Here is a 2,560-nt window from a genome sequence, read left to right on the forward strand (position 1 = left end):
GGCGCCGGCCCAGCCGAGCGGACGCCAGAAGGCCGCGGCGCCGGATCAGGGGCTGGGGCAGATGGCCGGCGAACTGCTCGGCGGGGCGATGAAGTCGGCGCTGCGCCAGGCGGCCAACCAGCTCGGGCGGCAGCTGGTGCGCGGGCTGATGGGGTCGCTGCTGGGCGGCAAGAGACGCTAGCCGGCGAGGGCAGGGTGGACATGGCGAAGCCTGGTCCACCCTTTACCGGCGCGCCGGACAAGCCTGGCGGCATGTCCGGCCTGCGCAATCGCGGTAATAGCGAAGCGGCGATGAAATGCTAGTTCGACAGAGGGCCTGGCGCTATTCGCTGGCGGCGTCTTTCTTGTCCTGACGTTCTTTTTCGATCTTTTCGATTTCCTTATCGAAGGCCTGGTCGAGCAGGCTGGGTTTCTTGCGCCAGGGTTTGCGGTCGGGGTCCGGCTGCGCGGCGTAGGTGATGACTTCCCCGCCGTATACATCCTTGTAACGCTGCGCCTGGCGCTCGAGTTCGGCGCGCAGTTCGTCTTTCGTCACTGGGTTTACCTATATGGTCTGGCGATCGACCCGCATGACGCGTGAAGCACTCCGCTTCACTGCTGCGGTCAGGGATCAATCTAGGGTGCTGCTGATGGTTTCGTCCGGCGAATACTTTGCAAAGTGTCAGAGCTTGCAAGTTTCCCGTTCTTATTCAGTTACTTATGTGTATGTAACTTTTTATCAATGAAGTTGCGAGAGGCAACTTGCGCGCCATTATCGCGAAGTGTCGGCGAATGTCCAGCGCTCAGTTATCGAGCGCCTGGTACTCCAGGCTGAACTGCAGTCGGCAACTTTGCCCCGGCGCCAGCAGTTGCAGGCCCGGGCGCCCCGGCAGGTGGTGGGCGTTGACCGGATGGCTGACCGGCTCGAAACAGAAGAAGTTCTGCTCCTGTGGGCAATACAGCAAGAAGAATTCGGCGCCCTCGGCGTGGCAGAGCAATTGATAGCCGGCCTCCGGCTGAACGATAAGCGCGCTGCCCGGCCAGCCAGTAAAGGCATTGTCCAACGTCTGCGCCGGCAGGGCGGCAAGTTCGGCGAAGTTCCAGGTCGCGGGTAACTCGGCCAGTTGAGTGGAGAGTTTGTCGGCGTTGCACAGCCACACTCGGCTGGCCTGCGCTTGCAGGCGGGTATGCGCGGTGCGGGTGAGATAGGGATGCAGGCCGAGGCCGTACCAGGTCGGCCGCTCGCCGAGGTGGGTGGCTTGCAGGTGCAGGCTCAGGCGCCCCTCCGCCAGCCGCACCTGCAGGCGCGCGCGGTAGGGGAAGGGCTGCAGGCTGTCCAGTTGCAGGGTGGCGCTGTCGGATGTCGCATCAACCAGTTGCCAGGCTTGTTGCCAGGCGCTGCCGTGGATCGGCAGCGCCTCGTGCGCGCTGTTGGCCGCCAGCGCCTGCCAGCCGTCGGGGCAGGCGAAGCCGCCGCCGCCGATGCGGTTGGACCAGGGCGCCAGCGGGTAGCAGGCCAGCTGCCGCGGGTTGGCGGCGGCCAGCGCCTGCTCGTCGCTGTGGCGCAGCAGCGGCCAGTCGTCGCTCAAGCGGGTCCAGTTGACCAGGCTGGCGCCCAGTTCGGGGGCCAGGGTCAGGCGGGTCAGGCTGTCGTGCAGGGTCAGCAAGGTAGTCGGCATCTGGCGCTCCGGTGTCGCTGTTTGTCGGGAATTCATAGTGTCATCGTACAACTGCTGGGCTATGATTGCGGCTTAGCCGTCAGCCGAGAGCGCTCCCGCCATGGAAACCCCCAACGCCCAACCCCGCGCCCGCCGCAAGCACCGTAGCCTGGCCCAGGAGTTGGTGGCCGAGCTGTCGCAGCGTATTCGTGACGGTGCGATCAAGCGCGGCGAGAAGCTGCCCACCGAGTCGGCGATCATGGAGGAGCAGGGCGTTAGCCGCACCGTGGTGCGCGAGGCGCTGTCGCGGCTGCAGGCCGCCGGTCTGGTGGAAACCCGCCACGGCATCGGCACCTTCGTGCTCGACACCCCCAGCCCCAGTGGCTTTCGCATCGACCCGGCGACCATCGTCACCCTGCGCGACGTGCTGGCGATTCTCGAATTTCGCATCAGCCTGGAAGTGGAGTCCGCCGGCCTGGCCGCGCAGCGCCGCAACGAGGCGCAACTGAAGGCCATCCGCGAGGCGCTGGACGCGATCAGCGAGAGCGCGGCGCACGCCAGCGACGCGGTGTCGTCCGATTTCCAGTTCCACCTGCGCATCGCCGAGGCCACCGGCAACCGCTACTTCACCGACATCATGAGTCACCTGGGCACCAGCATCATTCCGCGCACCCGGGTTAATTCCGCCAGCCTGGCGCGCGACGACCAGGCGCACTACATGGCGCGTCTTGCGCGCGAGCACGAGCAGATCTTCGAGGCCATCGCCCGCCAGGACTCGGAGGCGGCGCGCGCCGCCATGCGGCTGCACCTGACCAACAGCCGCGAGCGCCTGCGTCAGGCGCACGAGGCCGCCGAGGCCGAGGCGCTGCACGGCTGAGCCATGGCTAGCGGCGGTAGGCCAGCAGGACGATGCCGCCGACCAC

Annotated in this window: 4 protein-coding genes; 2 read left to right on the forward strand and 2 right to left on the reverse strand. The window is 66.4% G+C overall.

What is annotated here, in order from left to right:
- A partial coding sequence (locus tag N878_RS17515) for a helicase HerA-like domain-containing protein (RefSeq protein ID WP_036988162.1) occupies positions 1-181 on the forward strand: 181 nt, incomplete at its 5' end.
- A 141-nt stretch (positions 182-322) separates the two neighbouring features.
- Here N878_RS17515 and N878_RS17520 read toward each other — a convergent pair.
- Complete coding sequence (locus N878_RS17520; protein WP_021444897.1) at positions 323-535, reverse strand: hypothetical protein; 213 nt, start codon at positions 533-535, stop codon at positions 323-325.
- Between the two features lie 247 nt (positions 536-782).
- Positions 783-1,658 (reverse strand): aldose 1-epimerase, encoded by an 876-nt coding sequence (locus N878_RS17525; protein WP_021444898.1) that lies wholly within the window; start codon positions 1,656-1,658, stop codon positions 783-785.
- 100 nt (positions 1,659-1,758) lie between these two features.
- Between N878_RS17525 and N878_RS17530 the strand changes: the two genes are divergently transcribed.
- Positions 1,759-2,514, forward strand: coding sequence for a FadR/GntR family transcriptional regulator (locus tag N878_RS17530; protein WP_021444899.1), 756 nt, complete (start codon positions 1,759-1,761; stop codon positions 2,512-2,514).
- Positions 2,515-2,560 lie beyond the last annotated feature (46 nt).

The sequence above is a fragment of the Pseudomonas sp. EGD-AK9 genome (assembly GCF_000465935.2).
Classification (GTDB): Bacteria; Pseudomonadota; Gammaproteobacteria; order Pseudomonadales; family Pseudomonadaceae; genus Aquipseudomonas.

Bases quoted from the DNA above. Each gene is read 5' to 3' on its own strand.
- N878_RS17530 (WP_021444899.1), top strand. From the start codon at position 1,759: ATGGAAACCCCCAACGCCCAACCCCGCGCCCGCCGCAAGCACCGTAGC.
- N878_RS17525 (WP_021444898.1), bottom strand. From the start codon at position 1,658: ATGCCGACTACCTTGCTGACCCTGCACGACAGCCTGACCCGCCTGACC.